The sequence below is a fragment of the Niallia sp. M35 genome (assembly GCF_050971705.1).
Classification (GTDB): Bacteria; Bacillota; Bacilli; order Bacillales; family Cytobacillaceae; genus Niallia; species Niallia circulans_A.
Genome location: NZ_JBPCEP010000006.1, coordinates 97,814 through 115,972 on the forward strand (window position 1 = coordinate 97,814; position 18,159 = coordinate 115,972).

19 protein-coding genes are annotated in these 18,159 nt (G+C 34.3%); 2 read left to right on the forward strand and 17 right to left on the reverse strand.

Annotated elements, in window-relative coordinates:
• Nucleotides 1-87: 87 nt before the first annotated feature.
• Complete coding sequence (locus tag NiCM35_RS09580) at nt 88-798, forward strand: GntR family transcriptional regulator (RefSeq protein ID WP_123258294.1); 711 nt, start codon at nt 88-90, stop codon at nt 796-798.
• A 124-nt stretch (nt 799-922) separates the two neighbouring features.
• Nucleotides 923-1,519 carry a hypothetical protein gene (locus NiCM35_RS09585; RefSeq protein WP_144544634.1) on the forward strand — a complete coding sequence of 199 codons (597 nt, stop codon included), beginning with the start codon at nt 923-925 and terminating at the stop codon, nt 1,517-1,519.
• Between the two features lie 215 nt (nt 1,520-1,734).
• Here NiCM35_RS09585 and NiCM35_RS09590 read toward each other — a convergent pair whose 3' ends face one another.
• The 17 genes from NiCM35_RS09590 to NiCM35_RS09670 all read right to left on the reverse strand — a co-directional run bounded on the left by NiCM35_RS09590 (nt 1,735) and on the right by NiCM35_RS09670 (nt 18,154).
• A complete protein-coding gene (locus NiCM35_RS09590) occupies nt 1,735-3,420 on the reverse strand; it encodes a methyl-accepting chemotaxis protein (protein WP_341123229.1) in 1,686 nt (561 codons plus the stop codon).
• 169 nt (nt 3,421-3,589) lie between these two features.
• Nucleotides 3,590-4,387 carry a DUF4097 family beta strand repeat-containing protein gene (locus tag NiCM35_RS09595; RefSeq protein ID WP_341123230.1) on the reverse strand — a complete coding sequence of 266 codons (798 nt, stop codon included), beginning with the start codon at nt 4,385-4,387 and terminating at the stop codon, nt 3,590-3,592.
• Entirely contained in the window at nt 4,380-4,940 is a 561-nt protein-coding gene (locus NiCM35_RS09600; RefSeq protein WP_095329851.1) for an HAAS signaling domain-containing protein, read from the reverse strand. Before NiCM35_RS09600 ends, NiCM35_RS09595 begins: the two co-directional genes overlap by 8 nt.
• The gene (locus tag NiCM35_RS09605; RefSeq protein WP_095329850.1) at nt 4,933-5,256 is read right to left on the reverse strand and encodes a PadR family transcriptional regulator; all 324 of its coding nucleotides are present in this window, start codon (nt 5,254-5,256) and stop codon (nt 4,933-4,935) included. The genes NiCM35_RS09600 and NiCM35_RS09605 overlap by 8 nt, the downstream gene beginning before the upstream one ends.
• A 247-nt stretch (nt 5,257-5,503) precedes the next feature.
• The gene (locus tag NiCM35_RS09610) at nt 5,504-6,403 is read right to left on the reverse strand and encodes a ketose-bisphosphate aldolase (protein WP_123258298.1); all 900 of its coding nucleotides are present in this window, start codon (nt 6,401-6,403) and stop codon (nt 5,504-5,506) included.
• A gap of 24 nt (nt 6,404-6,427) precedes the next feature.
• Nucleotides 6,428-7,279, reverse strand: coding sequence for a class II fructose-bisphosphate aldolase (locus NiCM35_RS09615; RefSeq protein ID WP_123258299.1), 852 nt, complete (start codon nt 7,277-7,279; stop codon nt 6,428-6,430).
• 57 nt (nt 7,280-7,336) lie between these two features.
• A complete protein-coding gene (locus NiCM35_RS09620; protein WP_341123755.1) occupies nt 7,337-8,422 on the reverse strand; it encodes a PTS fructose transporter subunit IIC in 1,086 nt (361 codons plus the stop codon).
• Between the two features lie 16 nt (nt 8,423-8,438).
• A complete protein-coding gene (locus NiCM35_RS09625; protein WP_047943848.1) occupies nt 8,439-8,753 on the reverse strand; it encodes a PTS fructose transporter subunit IIB in 315 nt (104 codons plus the stop codon).
• A gap of 42 nt (nt 8,754-8,795) precedes the next feature.
• Entirely contained in the window at nt 8,796-9,266 is a 471-nt protein-coding gene (locus tag NiCM35_RS09630; RefSeq protein ID WP_303983622.1) for a PTS sugar transporter subunit IIA, read from the reverse strand.
• A gap of 25 nt (nt 9,267-9,291) precedes the next feature.
• The gene (locus tag NiCM35_RS09635; RefSeq protein ID WP_249877806.1) at nt 9,292-10,806 is read right to left on the reverse strand and encodes a BglG family transcription antiterminator; all 1,515 of its coding nucleotides are present in this window, start codon (nt 10,804-10,806) and stop codon (nt 9,292-9,294) included.
• Nucleotides 10,807-11,062: 256 nt separating this feature from the next.
• Nucleotides 11,063-11,866 carry an undecaprenyl-diphosphate phosphatase gene (locus tag NiCM35_RS09640; RefSeq protein ID WP_217279731.1) on the reverse strand — a complete coding sequence of 268 codons (804 nt, stop codon included), beginning with the start codon at nt 11,864-11,866 and terminating at the stop codon, nt 11,063-11,065.
• Between the two features lie 229 nt (nt 11,867-12,095).
• Entirely contained in the window at nt 12,096-13,265 is a 1,170-nt protein-coding gene (locus NiCM35_RS09645) for a YycP family beta-propeller protein (protein WP_341123233.1), read from the reverse strand.
• Between the two features lie 69 nt (nt 13,266-13,334).
• Complete coding sequence (locus tag NiCM35_RS09650) at nt 13,335-13,961, reverse strand: hypothetical protein (protein ID WP_163186497.1); 627 nt, start codon at nt 13,959-13,961, stop codon at nt 13,335-13,337.
• 7 nt (nt 13,962-13,968) lie between these two features.
• Nucleotides 13,969-14,097: a hypothetical protein gene (locus NiCM35_RS09655; RefSeq protein WP_268876242.1), complete on the reverse strand. Its 129-nt coding sequence runs from the start codon at nt 14,095-14,097 to the stop codon at nt 13,969-13,971.
• Nucleotides 14,098-14,253: 156 nt separating this feature from the next.
• The gene (locus NiCM35_RS09660; RefSeq protein ID WP_163186499.1) at nt 14,254-15,549 is read right to left on the reverse strand and encodes a helix-turn-helix domain-containing protein; all 1,296 of its coding nucleotides are present in this window, start codon (nt 15,547-15,549) and stop codon (nt 14,254-14,256) included.
• Between the two features lie 174 nt (nt 15,550-15,723).
• Nucleotides 15,724-16,980 (reverse strand): CYP152 family fatty-acid peroxygenase CypC, encoded by a 1,257-nt coding sequence (gene cypC, locus NiCM35_RS09665; protein ID WP_433779321.1) that lies wholly within the window; start codon nt 16,978-16,980, stop codon nt 15,724-15,726.
• 64 nt (nt 16,981-17,044) lie between these two features.
• Nucleotides 17,045-18,154, reverse strand: coding sequence for an SDR family oxidoreductase (locus NiCM35_RS09670; protein WP_172859460.1), 1,110 nt, complete (start codon nt 18,152-18,154; stop codon nt 17,045-17,047).
• Nucleotides 18,155-18,159: the final 5 nt, after the last annotated feature.

An 18,159-nucleotide genomic window follows, 5' to 3' on the forward strand; every position in this document is an offset into this window, starting at 1 on the left:
ATTTTTATACCCAATTAATCTAAATGAATTTTTTTCCTATATATGCTATAATCCAGCTATAACGTTTAAGATAATCGAGGTATATATATGTTAAAATACCAGCAAATCGCAGAAGAAATAGAAAAATATATTGAAGAGCATGGCTTAAAGCAAGGCAGTAAGCTGCCAGTTATTGAGACATTAATGAAGCAATTCGAGGTTAGTAAAAGTACGATTACGAAAACGCTGGAGCTTCTTGAAAAAAGGGGAATCATTTTTCAAGTAAGAGGCAGTGGAATTTTTGTAAGAAGACAGAATCGAAAAGGCTATATCAGCTTGCTTTCCAATCAAGGATTTAAAAAAGATTTAGAGGATTATTCTCTAACCTCCAAAATAATCAAATTAGAGATAAGAAAACCGACTGAGGAAATTGCCCTAAATTTAAATATAGAGCTTCATGAAGATGTTTATTATGTCAAAAGAATTCGCTATATTAACGGCCAAACTCTTTGTTTAGAGGAATCTTGGTATAATAAGGCCTTCATTACGTATTTAAATAAAGAAATCGTAGCAGAATCTATTTTTCATTACATAACAGAAGGCTTAGGGCTAAAAGTAGGCTTTTCAGATGTGTATTTACATGTTGGGAAGTTAACGGCAGAAGAAGCTGCTTATTTGGGATTAGAAAAAGATGATCCTAAATTATTGGTAGAAAGCATCTTTCATCTAACTAATGGTCAGCCTTTTGACTTTTCGAAGGTTACCTATAATTACGAGCAATCCCAATTCTTTATCCAGGCGAATAGTCATTTCTTTTAACGGAGGTAACACATAGCTAATCAGGAAAAGTTTCCTAAATCTGAAAAAATATATAATTATTGAAACATTCCTATATTTCCTTTCGTATAACAGGTAGTACATAATTGAAAGGTTGGAATAGTTAATGTTAATGGAATTGAAGGATGCTTTTCTTTTCTTAATGGACATCTTTAAAGGAAAACTCCCATTACATGATTTATATTTATTAGTATTCATTATAGTTGTGACATCAATTGCTGAAACCATTCAGGAAAAGAGAAAACAGTCAAGCAGGAGTAAAAACACCATTTTTATATATTTGAAATGGATACCTATCTCATTTTTGGCTAGTTCTATTTATCTAACAAGTTTTTATTTTATCACCAATCTATTTACAAAATTCTTATTTACAGCAGAATTGTTCCATCAAGAACAAAACGTTCGCTCGATTGCGATAATGTCTTTGGCTATGACAAGTATCGTTTCGCTAATTATTGCTATTTGGAAGTTATATGCTTTTTTCACTGTAAAAAAAGCCCTATTAACTTTGATAAGTAATTCACTGTTAATAGCCATGGGTGTATACTTTATTAATATGTTTTGGTATGAAGCTATCATAATGCCGATATGGTGTTATGGAATAATAGGGTTGGTTAATACAATCTTTATAAGCTTTTTACTTTTAAAAGAGAGAGAAAACTTGCAAAGCAATTCATCTCCTATTAACGCAGTAGATCAATAGATGAAGCAACTTGGTGCTCGCCCACTGGAAAGTTTATTGCAGTCTTGCGGATAATTACCACTTATACCAAATAAAAAACGAACAATTATACAATATACATGTATAATTGTTCGCCCTATTTAGAACCCACGGGTCCTTGCCTCTTAATTTCTCGATCTTTTTTAAATTGGATCTAGAAAATCTCACATAGTTTCTCTTTTTTTTTACATTCTTTCTTAGATTTTAAATCGGTGCACTAATTCCTGAAGCTCCTCTGCCATTTTGGATAATGCCATGCTTGAGCTTGTTATTTCTTGGAATGAGGCAGTTTGTTCTTCTGTTGCTGCTGCAACACTTTCAGTTCTTTCCAATGTCTCACGAGAAGTTTGGGCTATTTCTTCCACTGAATCTTGCACCTCTTGTACTTCTGCCGTGATTTCTTGCGTTGTTTCTGCCATCTTTTTAATATGGTCTGCGATGGATTCAACTCGATTTAGGATTTCCTTGATATGTTCATTTGTAGTATCAGATAATTTCGTACCACCATCTACATTTTCTTTTACAAAAGACATATTTTTTTCTGTCGTACTAGAATGATCATGAATAGAGCTTATCAGATCGTGTATTTGATTTACAGAAGTACCTGTCATTTCGGACAGCTTTCTAACTTCTTCTGCTACAATGGCAAATCCTTTTCCATGTTCACCTGCTCTTGCTGCTTCAATGGATGCATTCAATGCTAGCAGATTAGTTTGATTAGATATATCTTGAATACTTGCAAGTACCTCATTAATTTCATTTGTACTTAAAACAAGTGATTTCAATCCGTCTCCTGCTAAATCAACAGATGCATGAATGGCCTCCATCTGCATTTGCATTTCAGTCAATGCCAATTCTCCTTCTTTTGCTTTTTCTTTAATTAGCAGGGATTCATTTGCAACTTCGTTGGCAGTATGGGCCATATGCTTAATATTTTTCAAGGAATTATTAACTTCTATTAAACTATTTTGGGTAAGTGAATCTTGCTTATTTCCATTCTCTGCAATGGTTTGAACAGCATCCGCCACTTGCTCTACCGCTACAGTCGATTGTTCCATACTGGAAGCTAATTCATCGGAAGCTTGTGCAACATTTTTAGACGTCTGCCCTACACTTTTTATCATTATTTGAAGAGAATCAACGAAGGCGTTAAACGAATGTGCTAATTGGCCAAATTCGTTTTTCCCATTCACATTTACTCGCTGTGTTAAGTCCCCTTCTCCAGAAGCAATACTTTGAAGTTGATTATTAATTTTATTTAATGGTCGTAAAATAGACTTTAATAACAGAAAACCTAATACAATGCTCAATAGTGCTGCCATGGTGATAATTACGATTAATACCGTTTTTGTTATTTTATTATTTTTTTGATTTTGTTCTTCTATCTGAATAACATCTTGATTAATATGTTCCACTAATTCATTGACTGCTGGATCTAAAACTTCTTTCCTTAATGTCCGTAAATCCCCAAAATGGAGTTTTTTTGCAGCAGATGGATCTTCGGCATAAGCACCAGGCACTTTGTCACTTGTGGCTAAGTATGTTTGTAGACTGGATTGAAACGTTTGGATATCTTCTTTATACTCATAATAATTAGATAAAGTCTCCATTGTTTTCAAAGTATCATGAATGTCTGATTCTTTCTCATTGATTCCGTCACTATATTCTTTATTTCCAGTAAGAAGAAAGGCACGCTCGTCATTAGAAATTCCGGCAATACGATATTGCAAATGAGTAACAAGACGCTGAATTTCTTTTGCCTCTGTCAGTTCTTTACTATTTGCAATTAGCGACTGCAGACTCATATTGCTAAATCCGCCAATCCCCAACAAAGAAATAATTAAAATGAAGAAAATGATTGCCAATTGATATTTTATTTTCATTCTATCCCCCTGAATGTTTCTAGCTTTTTTCTTTTGTCCATTTCCTTTCTATATATCGGAGGTTTTTATTTTTTATATAGTTTGTATGCGATACCAAATTTTCTTTTCTCAAGAAAATTTATATTTATATCTGCAGATAAAAAAAGACAGCTTCAGAAAGCTGCCTTTTTTAATTTTCCACTCTAATTTTCCCATTATTTGTTTTCAGCTTTACTTTATTTTCCCCGTTTCCAATCACGGTACTTCCTTTGTATTTATCTAAAATATTGATGCTGCCATCATCAACTTGAACATCGAATGTGACATTTGTTGGTTCCTTATCTGTTACAATTTCGATACTTCCATCATCTGTTTCCAGTTGTATCGCCTGATCCAATGTGGCGGTTTTCATTGAAATTCTCCCATTATTCGTTTCTCCTTTCACGCTTCCGCTTACATGATCCAGCGATATTCTGCCATCGTCAGAGTTTACTTCTACACTTTTGGATTGAATATTTTGCAGATGAATGCGACCATTATTACTTTCTGCCTGTACTTGCTCAACCATTAGGTCCGCTAAATCAATCTTTCCATTATCATTATTTATGCGAAGAGATTTATATTCCTTCACAGGTACAAGAATTTTTAATGTAAGTGATTCATCTATAAAATTCATCTGAAAAAAGCTAATTTGTTTTTCATTCCAATTTACAACAAGTTTTTTCCCAACTACCTTGGCAGTAAAACTTCCCTTCGTTTCAGAGGAACCTTTTCCTTGCAACACAACCTTTGTTTCCTTTTCTGCTGTGGGAATAATTTCAATCCCTGCATTATTGGAATCTACTTCAATTCCAGTTATATTATTTTCTTTAAATATTTTCTCTTCATGAATATCTAGACTGTTATCGCGGAATGTTAGGAATGCCCCTATGCCGCCAATTAGAACAAGAACAAGTCCAATGACCATTAATTTTTTTAGACTAATCATGCTTTTGGCCTCCCTTCACTAATTTTGCATTAAATTTCAAATAATTGATGAAGCCTTTTGAAGAAATTCTTGTAATGTAATACATGGCAATTACAAGAAAAATTCCTAATCCCACTAGCAAAATAGTCATAAATAATTTAAAAAACGCAAAACTACCTGGATGAAAAACACTGTCAACAAGAACAAGTAGTGGGGAGAGTATAAAAGACACACCAACTATCCACCCAGATAGAATAAGGGCTGCTATGGTAACAAACGGTCCAAGTACAATAACCAAATTAAAGAATCCTAAACCAATAACTGCCCATACTGCTCGTAGAATATTTCCCGTTGTTCTGTTTTTCTCCACCTTTTCAAGGTGATAGGAAGCTATTAATTCTTTGGTAATTTGCTGAGGAGATCCTAAAGACTTGGCTATTTCTTCCTCCGTTTTTCCATCTTCTTTGCCTATAAAAAAATGTTCTTCATAATCATGGATGATATCTTTTCGTTCCTCTTGCGGAAGCTTTTTTAATCCAGCTTGGAGCTGTTTTAAAAATTGCTCTTTAGTCATTATTTACACCTTCTTTTATTAATTGATTGACACCATTAGAAAATTCATTCCATTCCGTAATAAGTTCATTAAGATAGGTTCTTCCTTTATCGGTTAACTTGTAGTATTTACGCGAAGGACCTTCTGTTGACTCTTGTAAATAAGTTGTAAAATATTCTTCTTTTGTTAATCTTCTTAAGAGGGGATAAACAGAGCCCTCTGAAATTTCAATTTGATTGGATATCTTCTGAACGAGTTCATAGCCATAGCGGTCCTTTTTATCTAAAAGAACAAGTACACATAACTCTAAGACACCCTTTTTAAACTGTACATTCATCTTTTTCACCTACCTTTATTCATCATCCAGTACCTTATAATAAACAGTACTATAATAAAAATAATACCTATTTCCATTAATATACCATTTAGTATTGTTCATTGCAAGGTACTGATTAAAAAATATATTTAGATTTCTCTTAAAGTCGATTAAAAATACACAGAAATCTATATCTGCACCATTTTAATGAGGACAAAAAAATAATCGCTTATAAAAAAGAGAGGATTATCTCCCCTCTTCCTACTGCTTATAACCATTCTCTACGCCATGCCGTCACATTTTCTTCTCTGTAAATTTCAGCTTTTCCAATGGATTGAAATAAATTCATTTTATATTTTACTATTTCTTTAGCTGCCTCAATGCAGGCTGGATATATTGCGTTAGGATCCCAAAGCTCTGTTTCAGCTAAAATCTCACGGCATTTTTTATAAAATGCGTACTTATAATCTGATGAGATATTCACTTTTTGAATACCAATCTGAACAGCCTCTGCAATTTCTTCATCTGGATTAGCTGAGCCGCCATGCAATACAAGAGGAATGTCGACCGTTTCTTTAATTTCTTTTAAAATATCCATTCTCAACTTTGGCTCCATATCTTTAGGATAAATACCGTGACAAGTACCGATTGCAATCGCCAGTGTATCTACCCCTGTTTTCTCTACAAATTCTTGGGCGTCTTCAGGTCTCGTATAAATTACCTCCGATACCCCGCCCTCTACTGAGGTACCTGTATTTCCAATTGTTCCTAATTCTCCTTCCACTGATACTCCCAGTGAATGGCTCACTTCTACTATTTGTTTCGTTAACTGAATATTTTCTTCTAAAGAAAGCAAGGAGCCATCAATCATGACGGAACTAAAGCCTACATGAATCGCCCGCATAATATCAGCCATATTTCCGCCATGATCTAAATGCAGAACAAATGGGACATGGCTATTTTTAATTCTTGTTAATACATAAGAGAAAAAATCATCTTTGACAAAATCTAATTCAGTTGGATGTACTGCAATTATCGCAGGAGAATTATTGCTTTCTGCCTCTTCAACTACTACTCTCAAAAAATTACTATCTGCTACATTGAATGCTCCAACGGCAAATTGATGTTTTTGTGCTACTTCTAATAACTGCTTCATATTTAATAACATAATATATTCCTCTTTTCTTTAAATTTATAATGACTTTCCTTCAGAGCCTGCCAGTTCAATATAATATTTAACTAAGTCTTTTCCAGCCTTAATCGTTTGATGAATAACATCAAAATAATCTATTTCGTTTCCAACCATGTTTTTTTTTATACTATTTATCTGTGCTTTAAAAAAATCAGAGCCTACATTAATCTTATTAATACCTAATGAAATAGACTTTCTAATGTTTTCTTCTCCACATCCAGATCCTCCATGGAGTACAAGCGGGATACCAGTTTCTCCTTTAATTTTTTCTAAAATATCAAATCGAAAAGCTGGAATATAACCATCTGGATAATCCCCGTGACTAGAGCCATAAGAAATAGCTAGCGCGTCTATCCCTGTTTCTTTTGCATATCTAATGGATAAATCAGGATTCGTATACATTTCATCATCTGTCATCTGGTTCCTAGAAACAGAACCAATATTACCAATTTCCCCTTCGACGCTCGCATCATAGCTTTGCGCAAATTCTACCATTTCTTTCGTTATTCTTATATTCTCGTCAATTGGATAACGAGAAGCATCCATCATTACACTAGAAAATCCATCTCTTAAGCATCTCTTCACGAATCCAACATCCTGCCCATGGTCTAAATTAATGGCAACTTCTACACTTGCTGCATTTGCCATTTCTATAATTGGCCTTGTTAATAACTTACTTCCAAAATGCTGCATTAAATGATCTTGTAATAAATCTACAATGATAGGTGCTCTCAATTCTTGTGCTGCTTCAATCACTGCCTTAGCTGTTTCTAGGTTAAAGCAATTGATTGCCATTACCGCATATTTCCCTTGGTTGGCACGTGCAAGCATTCCCTTCATCGAAACATACATTCTAAGTCCCCTCCTTTATTGACTTACTCTAGCAAAATAAGCGTTCTTTCCTTCAGGTTAAAATGTAATCTTCACATCTGATAAATCTACTTCTTCCTCTTCACTCGATGTTTCTTCTATTTCTGCAGCTGGTTCCTTCTTCCATAAGAACAGCATAACTCCGGTAATGAGTGACCCGATAAGTAATGCCACACAAAAGAGAATTGGATGTGTCATCGCAGGTACAATAAACATTCCTCCTGATGGAACCGGAGATCCTACCCCCCACATCATAGAGAACCCTCCTCCGACGGCTGCTCCAATAGTGCATGAAGCAACAACTCTTACAATATCTACTGCTGCAATCGGGATAACGCCTTCTGTAATCATGCATATTCCCATCGGTAGAGCTATTTTGATGTTATCTTCTTCCGATTTTGTATATCGTTTCTTCTGAAATAATTTAGAAAGTCCCCAAGAAATGGCTACACCAAATGGGGGAACCATTGATGCCAATATTTTCACAGCTTCTGGCTCGTATATGCCCTCTAATAGCAAACCATCCGCAAACAAGGAAGCTACTTTATTAACAGGTCCGCCAAAATCAAATGCTGCCATTCCCCCTAATATTGCTCCAAAAACAAATCTCATCGATCCCTGCATACTTGTTAGAAAAGAAGTTAGCCCTTCTGTTGCCCATACAATCGGAAGGCCAAGTACAAAAAACATAAGTAATCCGATAAATAAACTAGATATTAAAGGAATAATCATCATTGGCATTAAGCCTTCTGCCCACTTTGGTACTTTTAAATTTTTTCTTAAAAATAAAACAAAGTAACCAACAATAAAACCACCTAGCATCCCACCCAAAAAACCTGCTCCAATGGCATTTGCTATCAATCCCATTAATAGCCCTGGAGCAATACCTGGACGATCTGCTATCGAATATGCTATTGCTCCTGAAATAACAGGAGCTAATAACCCCATTCCAAGTACTCCTAATGAAACAAGTGCTGAGGGAATATCAAAGGAAGCTTTATAATCTTCAATGACCGAACCACCTGTAAGATTCCCAATTGCAATTAAAAGTCCTGATGCCACAACAAGTGGCAACATATAACTAATGGCTGTTAAAGCATGCTTTTTTACTTGCATTTTCTTCAACATCTAGTAGACCCCCTCACTGTTTATTTAGCTCAGCGTCAATCTTTTGGTAAAGCTGTTTCGGTGCCTTTATAGCAATATGTGTAGGTATCTCAACAATTTTCTTCCCAGCAAAACGTTCTTTTCCACTAACCTTGATATCTGCAGCAATTATGACCAAATCAGCTTCCTCTATTTCCTTAGTTGTTAACTCATCCTCAATCCCAATAGTTCCTTGTGTCTCGATTCGAACTTTATGTCCCAGCTCTTGACCCGCTTTAATCAATTTTTCTTTCGCAATATACGTATGAGCAATACCAGATGTACAAGCTGAAATTCCCACAATATTCATCATGATTCCCTCCAAATTGATAAGTTTTTAACAACATTCCCTTTAATCGTTTTTCGTTAATAGCTTTAAAAATTCTTTCTTTGTCTGCAGTGTTTGTAACTTACTAATTGTTTCTTCATCTGCTAATAAGACAGCCACCTTTTGTAATAATTTAATATGGATAGTGGTTTTATCCGTGTCTTTAACTGCAAATAAGATAATAATATTGATAGGATTTCCATCAAGCGATTCCCATTCTACAAATGATTTGGTTCTTCCAATTGCAATGGATGTCTTTCGTACATGCTTTGATTTACCATGGGGGATAGCTACCCCCTTCTCCAATCCAGTAACACCTTCTTCTTCTCGATACATCACATCCTTTATAAATCCTTCTTTATTCGATATACAACCGTTTTCATATAAGAGGTCGGTTAACTCATTCAGTACTTCTTCCTTTGTAGTTCCTTGTAAATTTAACTCGATAAGATCTTCTGTTACAACCTTATGAAAATCTAATTCTTCTATTTTCATGTCCACTTTAAACTCTCCTACCTTTCTATTTTTCACCGATAATACTCTGCCGATTGTAGTAGTCCTTAATAAATTGATCTATCTTAAACTTATCCTCTTGATTTAAAATAGGACTCACAAGAATAGTAGGCTTATCAATGATACTATGTGTTTTCACAGTAGAAATAACTAATTCTACATCTTCATAATCTGTCTGTTTTATTCGTTGCTGGGCAATTATTTTCTTTATATGGATATCAGGAAAAGTTCTTCTTATTTTTTCACTTAATAAATGCGAAGTGCCAATACCACTTGTACATTCAATCAATATAGGAATCTGATTAGCAAAATGATCATCATACGAAATTTGAAAATACAAAGTAATATAGCCAATTTCTTCATCGGTTATATACTTTTCATAATGTCCTTCTTCTACTAATTGTTGAATGCTTGTCTTCACTAAGCCAAATATATGGGAAAAATTAGTTGCTATCGATTTTATGATTGGATTAACTATATAGATTCGATGGCTTAATCGATATAACATTGCATGCATATGCAATGTTAGCCTTTCTAATAATTCATCATCTGTATCGAAGCGATATCCGCTATTTTCTGTCACTCTTGCTATTAACCTCTTTGTTAAAAGAACAACCTGATCATTTTGATATGGCTCAGTACCTTGGTTTAATAAAAATCGTGAATTAAGTTTATACGCTTTCAAAATATAATAAAGTGAATAAATATCATATTGTTTTAACGAAAGAGAAAATTGATTTTCGATTTCCTCAATCATATCTTTACAAATACAATAAATAGCGGAATTTCCATCTATTTCTTCGTACACTACTTCTTCTTCATCTAATGAAAGCTTATTATTATGTTTTTCTATTATCGAAAGAAGAGAGCAGAATAAGGTTAAATAATAGGGCTGATCTAAGCTTAGATCATGCTTCACTTGGATATCATGCAGCAGCCTCTTAATTTTTATTAAATGATTATTTTTCACTTTTACTTTTTTGATAGAATCAGGAATATCATATTGACTAAAAGGGTCTCCCATTTGAGTTAAGTAATTCTCAATAATTACGGCCATCAAACGATAAATAGATAGTTTATCTCCCTTAATAAAGGTTCCTTCCTTTGTCCTTAATAGTCTTAAATGATAGGACCTTAATTCCTTTTCAATATGTTTAAAATCATTGAGAATAGAGCTCTGACTTACGATGTACTTTTCCGATATTTTTTGAATGGAGGTCTTACCGGGTGCAATGGCTAAAAGATATAATAGTAAATTCAAACGTCGTTCGTCAGGATAATCAAATATAATCGTTTCCGTTTCTAAAGGTTCTTTATGGTTCTGGAAGTAATAACCGAAGTTTTCTTTTTTTATTATCCTAAACGGCATTGAATTCGAATCAACTATTTGTTGGATATCTCTATATATTGTCTTCTTAGAAACTTTAAGTGATTGTGCTAACTCTGCAGCTGTCACATACCGTTTCTCCCTTCGTAAGATAGTAAGAATCATCTGATGACGCTCATTTATGACTTGACTCACAAAATCCTTCACCTCTTTTCTTCTTTCTATGGTAATATCTTATCCGACTGAAAGCGGATACACAATTACAAAATAATGCTGATTGTTATGTCCCTATTAAAGTGGGCACTCCTTATTTCTGATTTTCCGGCTGTGTTAAGAACTTGGGATTTTACAATAAAAGCTTTTTCCTTTCTTTTTGAAATAGCCGTCATAAAGACAAAAAAAAGCACAATAGCTGTCCTATTGCACTTTTCTTCTTTGTCTATTATTCTCTTTATAATAAGTAAGTTACCACTAACAATATCGTTCCAACGATAAAGCAATAATAAGCAAAATACTTTAAATTTCCTTTTTCCATTATCCCCATTAGCCATTTCATAGAAAAATAGGTAAAAACAAGGGACGTCATAAAAGCAATGAAATAAGGCCATGCCAAAGTTTTCATATCTGGGCTGTTAATCATATCCGTTACTCCAAGAATAGCTCCTCCAACACTTACTGGAATATAAAGCATAAAGGAAAAACGCAGTGCCGTACTTTGTTTCATCCCCAATGCAATGGACGCTATAACAGTGGAACCTGAGCGGCTGATACCTGGTATAAGTGCAATCACTTGAGCACACCCAACAATTAGAGCATCTCGCCAAGATAAATCCCCATCTCTTTTTACACCACGCATATTTCGAATGATCCATAAAGCTATACCTGTAATTAGTAGTGTAATGGAAACAGTATAAAAAGAGGTGAAATAATCAGCAATATAATCGCCAAACAGTACGCCGATCACACCAGCTGGAATGGTTCCAATAATAACATACAGGGAGAAACGAAAATCAGCTCGATACCTTTCCTTTCGCGTTTTTAGATACAAAAAGCTATGTGTTATTAATTGCTTGATATCCTTTCGGTAAATGAAGACAATCGCAATTAATGAAGCTGTATTTGTAATAATCTCGAACGATAAGCCTCTCTGTTCAATTCCTAGGAGTCTTTGGCCAATAATTAAATGGCCACTTGAGGAAATTGGAATCGGCTCGGTAATACCTTGGATGGCTCCTAAAATAAAGTACTTTACCATTAATAAAAAATCATGCAAATCCACTACTTAACCTCCAACTTATCTACTTTTTTCCTAGTATACGGGAAAGTGAGATGGAAATATAGGGGATCAATTTGTTCTATCTCTTATTCTACTAAAATGTAATCGTTTTAAAACCTTTTATATTCGGAAAACAGATATTTTTTTAGATAAAATCTACTTTACATCTGACTTCGTAAAAAAAGCATAAGGCTCTCCCCTTATGCTCTTACTTTAATATTTTAAAATCATAAGAATAAATAGAAGTTCCTTTTACGGATGATAAGATGTCATCTAATCCTGCAATTTTTTTCTCTTCTACCTTCTCACCATTTTCCAAAGAGTAGCTCTCCAGATAATACTTCTCTTTTTGCGAATCGTCATATCTTAATGCAAATAAATAATTCCCTGCAAAATATACTTCTTCATTATGACGAGCTCCGTTCTGCGGAAAATCCTCCAGCAGGAATTTATTCTGTTCTTTTCCATCTTTACTTACCGCAACAACTTCTCCTAATCCGTTAACATAGAAAAAAACATCCCTCCATAAATAAGCTGCATTTTTAGAATTCATGGAATCAGCTGCAGGATCATTGGCAACATATCCTGAATTTAACTCCACTTTTGTTTGTTCCAACGTTACCTTATTAAGGAGAAATAAAACAGTATTTTGGCTCTTATCTTTAGTTATCTCTGAGAGTAAAACATAATAATGAAGTTCGTCACTTAAGATAGGAGCCAATGCTGAATACTCATATCCTTTTTCCATTTCCAAACCCTTAATGTCATTGATTTCTAATTGGTTATTTTCCAAAGACGCTTTCCTTAAGACATATTCCTTTTCTTCTTCATCATTGGTCAAAATGAGAATTTCATCCTTAGTGTAACCCGAAGCCATTATAGAATAAGGGAGATTTCCTCCTTTAAACCCTTTATGATTTCCCCAATAAATATGGGATATATCCCTTTCTTTATCATTACCAGAACGATAAATAGAGAAAAAGACATCCTGTTTCTCCAAATAGCCTGTTCGTTCTCCGTTTTGTTGGTATTTCAGATCGATTACAGCATTCTTTTCTCCAATCAACCTTATAGTATTTTTATCCTCTAGCAACAGCTGATGGTTATTTAGCGCCATGCTTCCAAATTCTAAACCACCCATTTGAAAACCACTCGCTTTTCCTTTATCATCAATAAAAACAGCGTAACTAATTCCTTCATTATTCCTATCTTGATTAGTTGTTGTGGAGAAATAGACAACTGCCTCTTTATCATGTAGAAAATCTGGCTGATTAAGCTCTTCCATCGTAAGGTTATTTTCTGAATGGCCAATTTTAGTAGTGACAGTAATCATTAGAACGATAATTAGAAATAGAGCTATACCAAATTTCGTTTTCATACTATCCTCCTAAAGTAAAAAGGCGGTATGCTAATAGTGCAAACTCGCCTTATAATCACTGATTTCCCACTATGAAATTAACGAATCTCTGAAACTATCTGTGGCATATAACCACTGAACGAAAATATAAGGAGGCAGCAATAATTTTCTCTCTTGGTGTTCGGATAACAACTCAGCAATCGCAATGGTAGATTCCACGCCTCCATGCAATGATAAAAAATAATTCAGCTTTTTCATCACCTTAATTAACTTATCCAATGTCTCTTTATCTTTTCTTAACAGTTTATATGATATCCCTAAATCTGATTTTATTCCAAGCTGCTTTTGATGAACTTCTATTTCTTGATATTGATTATCGGCAAGCTGATCAAGTTGCACAAAGATTTCATTTTCGGCATCCAACTTATAAACACCATTATGAGGTATTCCTGTCACAACATCTGGATTTAATTTAATAATTAGAGGAGAGATATCATTAATAAACTCTGGTTCAAACTTATCAAACACCTCAAACAATACTTGAGCAAGCGTATTTTTATGAAAAAGTGAATTTATTGTGTTCAATTTTTCTTTTTGATGTTTTTCAATCGAACAAGCAACGATATGAGAAGTTGATGGCTGTAAATAATCACGATTCATTTGATCTTGATAAGTTACAAATATCCGTTGCATCAACTGATTATTCATCTCCACCATTTACAATTCACTCCGTGGTTACCTTAATAATACTCAACGGACCAGGTTGTGCCTCAGCCTCTGCAAATGCTTTATCTAAATTAGTCCCTAAAGTTAAGATTACAAGAGCGAGAATAGCGAAAACTACTTTTTTCAATATAAACAACTCCTTTTCATAAAGTTTTATTACTATTACTTTAACGCAAAGGAATTGTTTAGTGAAAGCAGTAAAATTCTATTAAATTTTCTAGTATTTAAATAGTTTTTTTCTTTAACTATTTAACAAACTAGCTATCATGATGGTATTTCTTTATTAGTTTTCGTAATCAATTGCTTTCATTAATAGATCAGCTGCCTTTTTATAGGCCTTTTTTTCATAAAAATGACTTCCAAGTTCTTTCGTAATTCTTCGAATTAATGCACCTTGATTTAATTGCATAGCTGTATCAAGAAGTTTCTGCATTCCCTTTTCATAAGAACTTTCATTTCCCTGCAACTTTTTCACCGAAAACTTTATGATATTAAGTAGAATATAATCATACTTTAACCGGTGTTTTTCTGAAATGAAAATTGCCTTTTCTAAATATTTATCTACTAGAACCCAATCCTTTAACTCTATATAAATCTCTACTAATCTTTTTAAAGGATAAACATTTTGTTGTTCTGAAGAATGATTTTCAAATATCTCTATGCTTTTTAAATAATAGGTAACAGCCCCCTGATAATCTCTCTTCCTTTCAAAGATTCTCCCCATGTTATGTTGAATCATAGCAATATAATTTACAAACTTCTCACTCTCTTTATCCTCCACTATAATCGCTTCCGCCTTTTTCAAGCAATCCATCGAAGTATCTAATTCATTATTCAATTGATATTGTACTCCAAGAGTAATTAATACAGTAATAATGTATTTTTTCTCTCCATATTTTTTAAAAATTTCATAAGCCTTTTGTGAATAATAAAGACTTACTTCCTGATTATCATATGTTCTTTGTTTAACCAAGCTGAGATTATAATATAGTTTCGCTGCATCTAAATTATCTCGATCAATTAGTAAGCTTTCTGCTTTTGAATAATAGTGATTTGCACGCTCAAAATCTTGGAAGTAATAAAAGTAGTTACCACATGCTAAAAAATAGTAAAAATATTCTCCCTCTAATCCATCACTTATTTCTCCAGAAATAAACCTTTTAGATAAATTAAAAATACTCCTAGCCTGCTCTATTTCTCCTTTGGCCGTATAATATCTCAACAGAACACCATAAAGGTGCAGATTAATTTTAGTAGAATTTAATTCATATGTCTGAACAAGCAGATAAGAAAGATCTTCATCCGATATTTTTTCGCTTTGCTTATAGTTTTCTACAATCTGTAATATCTTTTCATCTCTATTCGGACTACTCAATTCTGTTAAATCATAACCCAGTCTTTTGGACACTTTTCTTAAAAATTCTGCAGATGGATTGATTTGCCCATTTTCAATCCGGCTTAAATAAGTGATAGAACAAATCCCTTCCGTTAATTCCTTTTGCGTCAGCTGTTTATGGATACGTAGTTGCCTTATTCTTTCACCAACCATTATTTCTCCCTTCTCTCTTGTTATTTCCATTTCTCCGTATTGATATTACAATTATAGCGCTAATGTACCATTTATTAGAAAATATATGAGAAAATTCACCAATTTTTTTCAAATAACAGGAGTACTTCGACATATTTTTCATCACTAGAAAAAAACAATAAAAAACTTGGCCTTAGATAAATAGGCCAAGCTCTCTTTATTTACTTATCGTTTTTTAATATTGCTCATAATAAATCCACTCTTCGGCAATGTTGGCATCTCACTTAAGTCATAATGTAAATCTTGATTTGGTACATCATAGTCCATTTTCGTTGAGAGAGTTCGCAAAACAACCTTCATTAATTCAACTGTAACTCCTTCTCCGGGACATCGATGTCCTTTTGCTGGATCTCCTCCGCCATGGGGAATAAAATCATACAATCCTCCTTGCCAATTTTCAAATCGGCTTGGATTAAATTGATTTGGGTTTTCCCATAAACGTGCATCATGATTAGTTCCATAAATATCTAATAAAACTAAAGTTCCTTCTTTAAATTCTTGGTTCTTCCACATAAAATTAGTTCGGACACGAGCTCCAAGAAAAGGGCCAAACGGATAATATCGCCTTACTTCATGGACAAACATATCGAGATGTCGGTCATCAGCTGTGCGAAGCTTTTCTCTTTCTTCTTTATATTCATGGAAAGCTAAAGCAGAAAATGTAATGAAAGTGGCAATCGCAACGATTGGTCTTAACACATTTATTAACTCAATTGCCGCCATTTCCGGATCAAGCCTTGCTCCATCGATTTTCTTATAAAAAGCCATTTCATGTAAGGCAGTTCCTTGTTCTGTTTCCAGTTTACCCTCACGAACTACTTCGATCACTTGTTTAATCCACCGCTCAGCTCGATTACGAGCTATTCTGCCTTTCCAGTGCTCGGGGCCCAAGGTGCCAAATGCGTACACCATCGCAATAAAATCATCAGCACGCTCTGATATTTCTTCTTCCGCGAGAGGTACTCCTGCCCATTGACAGGCAACTTTACATAAAATATTCTTTATTTCATCAAATAAAACAATTTGATCTCGCTGTTCCCACTGTTTTATTGCTTCTTCCAAATAGACTGTTGTAAGATTCGCCAGCTTTTGTTGATGTTCAGGAGTCAATAAGGACATAAATAGAAGTTTTCTGTGAAGATGTTTTTCATCATCCATCGTTTGAACAGCATTCTTTCCAAATAATGATTGCTGAATCCGATTAGGGGCTGCACCATTGCGCTGAAATTTCTCAGAGTCGTAGAAAATCTTTACAGCCTCTTCACCTTTTATACATATCACATTTTGCCCTAATAAACGCACTGTGAATATATCAGAATTAAATTTATCCATTCTGTTATTAATAAAAAGATATCCTTCCTTTAATAAGGAAATGGTTTTATCTAATCCTTTTTCTGAAGGTACGTTTGAATTGGTCGGCATCTCTGACTCTCCTTTCTAAACTGCATCATCATTCACAGAGGAAAAACAATTATTCTGCTTCTTATTACTTTGATTTTTTACTTTTAGCCAAAAGGATAAATCCAATACTGACGGCAGCTGCAGCTGTAAGAATAGGATGCTTGCTTATTTTTACGTACATACTTTGAGAACGAATCCATCCCTGATTAGTTCCTCTTTCATGTAAACCATATCCTGGCTGATATAAATTACTGTCTTCACGGCTGTTAGATGGTTGATCTTTATATTGAGTGGGTGGAATCCATTTCTCCATTAACCTGTCTGTAAATCTTGGTAATAATGTACCTAGTAGATTTAATAGTTTTGCTTGAGAACCAACATACATATCTCTCTTCGGATTTTCTGCCGCATATAATATTGCCTCTGCTACAGCATCAGGAGGATAAATCATTCCTTTATGAGTGGGCTGCTTATCCAAATAACTTCTAGCATGTTCAGCATATGGCGTATCTATTCTTCCAGGATGAATCAAAGTAATAGATACAGGAATTTGTTCCTTTTCCGCTTCCATTCGAATGCTTTCCGTCCAGCCATGGACAGCGAATTTCGAAGGTGCATATGTCGACTGGATAAGTGTTCCTCTATCCCCGAACAGGCTCCCTATATTAATTAGAGCACCAGCATTCCCTCGCTCTTTGAAATGGTTAATCGCAATCCTTGTACCGTAGACAACACCCCAATAGTTAGTATCATGCATTCGTTTCATGTCCTCAATGCTTACATCCATGGCATATCCGTATATCGTCACTCCTGCATTATTAACCCAAGTATCAAATCCCCCGAATGTTTCTAGCGCCGTATCGGCAATTTTTTTTACTTCTTGTTCTTTTCCCACATCAGCCTTTACATAAACGACGGAAGCTCCTTGTTCTTTTAACTCAGCAGTCAGTTTTTCTAAGGCATTCTCATTTCGTGCTGCTAGCACAAGCTTTGCACCTTTAGCAGCAGCCATCCTCGCTGTGACAAGTCCGATTCCACTAGAAGCTCCTGTAATTACGATGACTTGTTCATTGATTTCTTTTAATGTCCACTTGCCCGTTGAATCATCTTGTTTCTGAAACTTTCTATCTTTTAATTCCTTTAAGCTCTCTAAATGAAGTACTTTCTTATTGTATTCTCTTTCCTTGCTGCTCATCATCA